This is a genomic window from Nocardiopsis trehalosi NBRC 14201 (assembly GCF_001552555.1).
Taxonomy (GTDB): domain Bacteria; phylum Actinomycetota; class Actinomycetes; order Streptosporangiales; family Streptosporangiaceae; genus Nocardiopsis_B; species Nocardiopsis_B trehalosi.
Genome location: NZ_BCRK01000281.1, coordinates 1 through 5,162, shown reverse-complemented (window position 1 = coordinate 5,162; position 5,162 = coordinate 1). Strand labels below are relative to the sequence as shown.

Sequence of the window (5,162 nt, the reverse complement as noted above, 5' to 3'; positions counted from 1 at the left end):
ACCCATGACCGACATCGTCAGCGTCGACCCGCGCACCGGCGCACCCGTCGAGACCGTCGCCCAGGAGACCACGCCCGAGGAGCTGGACGCCGCCTGCGGCGCCGCTGCCGCCGCCGCGGCCCCGCTCGCCGGACTGGGCCGGGCCGGCCGCGCCCGCCTGCTGCGCGCCATGGCCGCCGCCCTGGAGGCCGACCGCGACACCATCGTCGCCCTCGCCGACCGCGAGACCGCGCTCGGCCCGACCCGCCTCAACGGGGAGCTGACCCGCACCCGCTACCAGTTCGAACTCTTCGCCGACGCGATCGAGGAGGGCTCCTACCTGGAGGCCGTCGTCGACCACGCCGGCGACACCCCCATGGGCCCCCGCCCCGACCTGCGGCGGATGCTGCTGCCGATCGGCCCCGTCGCGGTGTTCGGCGCCTCCAACTTCCCGCTGGCGTTCTCCGTGCCCGGCGGCGACACCGTCGCCGCGCTCGCCGCCGGCTGCCCCGTGGTCGTCAAGGCCCACCCGGCCCACCCCGCCACCTCCCAGCGCTGCTTCGCCGCCCTGGCGGCGGGCGCCGCCGAGGCCGGGGCGCCCGAGGGCACCGTCGCCGTCGTCCACGGCCAGGAGGCGGGCGCCGCGCTGGTCCGCCACCCGGCGATCCGCGCGGTCGGGTTCACCGGGTCGCTGCGGGGCGGGCGCGCCCTGCACGACATCGCCGCGGGCCGGCCCGACCCCATCCCCTTCTACGGCGAACTGGGCAGCGTCAACCCGCTCGTGGTCGCCCCCGGCGCGGCCGCCGCCCGCGCCGCCGAGATCGCCGAGGGCGTCCGCGCGTCCTTCACCATGGGCGCCGGCCAGTTCTGCACCAAGCCCGGCCTGGTGTTCGTCCCCGCGGGCGAGGCGGGCCGCGCGGTCACCGACGCGCTGGCCGAGGCCGTCGCCGGCATGCCGGCCGGCACCCTGCTCAGCGAGGGCATCCGCGACGGGTTCGGGGCCGGGGCCGACCGCCTCGCCGCCGCGCCGGGCGTCCGGCTGCTCGCCGAGGGCACCGCCCCCGACGGCACCGGCTGGAACGCCCCCGTGCGCCTGCTGGGCGCCGACGCCGCCGCCGTCACCGCCGAGACCGCCGAGGAGTGCTTCGGCCCCCTCGCCCTGGTCGCCGCCTACACCGGCGAGGACGACCTGCGGGCCGCCCTCGCCCGGGTGCCGGGGTCGCTCACGGCGACCGTGATCGCCGACGACGCCGACACGGAGTTCGTCGCCGGGATCGAGCCGCTGCTGCGCGAGCGCGCCGGGCGCATCATCTGCAACGGCTACCCCACCGGGGTGGCGGTGGCGTGGGGGATGAACCACGGCGGGCCGTGGCCGGCCGCCACCAACGTCCTGCACACGTCGGTCGGGGTGACCTCGATCCGCCGCTTCCTGCGGCCGATGACCTGGCAGAACGCCCCGCAGGGGCTGCTGCCCGACGAACTGCGCGACACCCCCGCCGCGCGGGTGCCGCGCCGGGTCGACGGCCGGCTGGAGGTCTGACCGGCGGGCCGTCCGCGCCAACGGGCGCGGACGGCCCCCGGGTCCGCTCCGCGCCGGGGGCGGGGGCGGTCAGTCGCCGTGCGCCCGGATGCGCCGGCCCGTCAGCCGCGTGGGCACGATGCGCACGCACGCGTCGCGGTCGCCGCCCGCCCACGGCCGGACCGGGGCCAGCGCCCGCAGCGCGGTCAGCTCCGCCGGGTCGAGCACCCGCCGGGCGCGGCCGCTGACGAGCACGCTCCACCCCTCGCTCATGGCGCCGTCGAGCCGGTCGACCTGGAACGCCACGTAGCCGTCGGCGTGCGCCGCGATGACCCCGTCCGGATCGGTGCGGAACACCACGGTGTCGCCCGAGACCACGTAGTTGACCGGCAGCACGGTCGGCGCGGCCTCGCCCTCGACGGGGAACGCCACCCGCCCCACCCCGCCGGTCTTCAGCAGCCGCATGCACTCCTCGGGGTCGAGGACGCGCAGCTCCGGGTCGGGCACCATCGTGCGGTCGGCGCCCGGGGCGGCGTCGCGGCCGACCCCCAGCAGCTCGTCCTCGGTGGTCTGCAGCGCCCGCGCCAGCCGGTACAGTGCCCACCGGCTCAGCTGCGGCGGGTGCTCCTCCAGGTAGGCGACGTAGCCCGGCGCCATGCCGGCGCGCAGCGCGACCTCCTCGCGGGTGAGTCCCAGGCTCGCGCGGCGGTGCGCCGCCCGCCGCCCGAGATCGCCGGCCCCCTGGCCGGATGTGTGTGCGTCGTTCACCGGGCCCCCCGTGTCCTGCGGCGGGACCGCTGCTCCCGCCCGTGCTCTCCCTCGATACTGCGCCCTCACCGGCCGAAGATCCACGTCGACGTGCGGGGCCGCGCCGGTCCGGACCTGCGGCGGCGTCCCCGCGAACGGGACCCGGGCCGCGAAACCGGCGGAACCGGGCGCCCGGGGCCACGCCCGGGGGCGCGGTGCTGACGGGGTGTCCGCGGCCGGTTCCGGCCGGACGGCGCCACCGGCGCCGTGCCGTGTCCGCCCCGCCGGTCCCGGGCGGCCCGCCGCCGCCCGGCATGGCCGGGACCCTCGCCGGGTGCGCCGTCTTCGGCCGAGCGCGCGCCGGGGCGTGGTGGTGGGTGACAAGCCGCGGCGGGCCGGTTAGACATGGCACATGACGGACCGCCGCCACCGCCCGTGACCAGGGGAGCAACGACCGGCGGCCGCGCGGTGGGCGCGGCCGTCCCGCCCGGTATGACCCTGTGTCACGTCAGGTGCGCCGCTTGCGGCGAATTTGCTCATTTGCCCGCTTTTTGCCATGTTCGGGGGGCGTCGTCCCCGGCCACGGGGGCGCCGGCATGGCGCTGTTCACAGCGGCGGCGCGGCCGGAATGGCACCCCGCCCCGGCGGGTTGCCCAGGTCGGACGACGTCCACCACAGTCAGCAACGGGGGAGAAGGCATGTTCACCATTCCCGACGTCACGCTCAACAACGGCGTGCGCATACCCCAGCTCGGATTCGGGGTCTGGCAGGTCGACGCGGGCAGCGTGGTCGACGTGGTCGGCACGGCCCTCCAGGCCGGCTACCGCAGCATCGACACCGCCGCCGCCTACGGCAACGAGGAGGGCGTGGGCGAGGCGCTGCGGCGCTCGGGGATCGACCGCGACCAGCTGTTCGTCACGAGCAAGCTCTGGAACAGCGACCACGGCTACGACGCCACCCTGCGGGCGTTCGACGCCTCGCTGCAGCGGCTCGGCCTCGACCGGCTCGACCTCTACCTGATCCACTGGCCGCTGCCGGCGCGCGACGCCTACGTCGGCACGTGGAAGGCCCTGGAGCGGCTCTACGCCGACGGCCGCGTCCGCGCGGTGGGCACGTCCAACTTCCAGATCCCGCACCTGCGCCGGGTCATGGAGGAGGGCGGGATCGTGCCCATGGTCAACCAGATCGAACTCCACCCCCGGCTCACGCAGGCGGAGCTGCGGCGCTTCCACGCCGAGCACCGCATCGCCACCGAGGCGTGGAGCCCGCTGGGCCAGGGCAACCTGCTCGACGATCCGACCATCGGCAAGATCGCCGACGCCTACGGCAAGACGCCCGCCCAGACGATCATCCGCTGGCACCTGCAGACGGGCAACATCGCCATCCCGAAGTCGGTCACGCCGGAGCGCATCCGCTCCAACTTCGACGTGTTCGACTTCGAGCTGTCCAGCGGCGACGTCGACGCGATCTCGGCGCTCAACGCCGACCAGCGGTTCGGGCCCGACCCCGACACCTTCGACGTGGCCTGAGGCCGCCCGGCACGCACAACGGGGCGGGCCCGCTCCCTCACGGGGGCGGGCCCGCCCCGATCCGCGTCGAGGACCGCCCGGTCAGGCGAGCTCGCGGCGCCGCAGCGCCCGGGTGAGCGTGGCGTCGGTGCCCGTGCGGGCGAGGCGGACGACGTAGACCACGCCGGCGACGACGATGGACACGGGGACCGCCATGATGACCACGAGCGCGACCAGGCCGATGATTCCGAGTTCTCCCATGGCGCCATCCTACGCGGCGCGCACCGGGCCCGGCGCGCGGGGCGCCGGCCGCCGGGCCGCCCTGTACCGCCGGGACCGGCGGCGGTAGCATCGGGCCCGCCGCGCGCCCTCCGCGCGGCCGACCCCCAGGAGGAGAACGTGACCACGTCGTCCGAACTGAATGGGAGCGCTCCCATGCGCTGGGGCGTCCTCGGTGCCACCGCCGCCATCAGCCGCCGCGTCATGCCCGCCATCACCACCGCCGACCGCGCCGTCCTCGCCGCCGTCGCCGGGCGGCCGCAGAACGCCGTGCGGGTCGCCGAGGTCGCCGCCGCGCACGGCACCACCGCCCGCGCCGACTACGCCGCCCTGCTCGCGGACCCCGTAATCGACGCCGTCTACATCGCGCTGCCCAACTCCCAGCACGTCGGCTGGACCCTGCGCGCCCTGCGCGCCGGCAAGCACGTCCTGGTCGAGAAGCCCATGGCCCTCACCGCCGAGGACGTCCGCGCCGTCGCCGCCGAGGCGGCCGAGGCCGGCCGCACCGTGATGGAGGCGTTCATGTACCGCCACCACCCGCAGCAGCAGCGGGCCGCCGAGCTGCTGGCCGCCGGGGAGATCGGCGAGCTGCGCGTGGTGCGCGCCGCCTACGCGTTCCGCATGGGCGACGACCCCGCCGACATCCGCCTCGCCCCCGCTCTGGGCGGCGGCGCCACCTGGGACGTCGGCTGCTACGCCGTCGACACGGCGCTGCGCTACTTCGGCCGCGAACCGGAGCGCGTCCGCGCCACCCTTTCCCGCCGCCCCGGCGCCGGGGTCGACACCTCGGGCACCGCCGTGCTCGACTTCGGCGGGGGGCGCTCCGCCGTGCTCGACTACGCCATGGACTACGGCCCCCGCTCCTGGCTGGAGCTGCAGGGCACGCACGGGTCGCTCACCGTCGCCGACGCGTGGGCCGGGCCGTGCGACGACGGCGTGCTCACCGTCCGCACGGGGGAGGGGGTGCGCGAGGAGCGCATCGCCGCCACCGACCACTACCGGCTCCAGGTGGAGGCGTTCGGCGCCGCCGCGCGCGGCCGGGCGCCCGCGCCCGTGACGACCGAGGACTCGCTGCGCGCCGTCCGCGTCCTCCAGGCGGTGTTCGCCTCGGCGGCCGCCGACGGCGCGCC

5 protein-coding genes are annotated in these 5,162 nt (G+C 76.9%); 3 read left to right on the top strand and 2 right to left on the bottom strand.

Going from position 1 to position 5,162, the window contains the following annotated elements; all coding sequences use genetic code 11:
• Positions 1-4: 4 nt before the first annotated feature.
• Positions 5-1,519 carry an aldehyde dehydrogenase (NADP(+)) gene (locus NT8_RS27120; RefSeq protein ID WP_067975687.1) on the top strand — a complete coding sequence of 505 codons (1,515 nt, stop codon included), beginning with the start codon at positions 5-7 and terminating at the stop codon, positions 1,517-1,519.
• A gap of 69 nt (positions 1,520-1,588) precedes the next feature.
• On the opposite strand, the gene NT8_RS27115 is transcribed toward NT8_RS27120, so the two are convergent.
• A complete protein-coding gene (locus tag NT8_RS27115; protein ID WP_067975686.1) occupies positions 1,589-2,266 on the bottom strand; it encodes a helix-turn-helix domain-containing protein in 678 nt (225 codons plus the stop codon).
• Positions 2,267-2,943: 677 nt separating this feature from the next.
• Here NT8_RS27115 and NT8_RS27110 point away from each other — a divergent pair.
• Positions 2,944-3,774: an aldo/keto reductase gene (locus NT8_RS27110; protein ID WP_067975683.1), complete on the top strand. Its 831-nt coding sequence runs from the start codon at positions 2,944-2,946 to the stop codon at positions 3,772-3,774.
• A gap of 81 nt (positions 3,775-3,855) precedes the next feature.
• Here NT8_RS27110 and NT8_RS30155 read toward each other — a convergent pair whose 3' ends face one another.
• Positions 3,856-4,014: a hypothetical protein gene (locus tag NT8_RS30155; protein WP_169805265.1), complete on the bottom strand. Its 159-nt coding sequence runs from the start codon at positions 4,012-4,014 to the stop codon at positions 3,856-3,858.
• 138 nt (positions 4,015-4,152) lie between these two features.
• On the opposite strand from NT8_RS30155, the gene NT8_RS27105 reads away from it, so the two are divergent.
• The coding region (locus tag NT8_RS27105; RefSeq protein ID WP_245646354.1) for a Gfo/Idh/MocA family protein at positions 4,153-5,162 on the top strand (1,010 nt) is incomplete at its 3' end.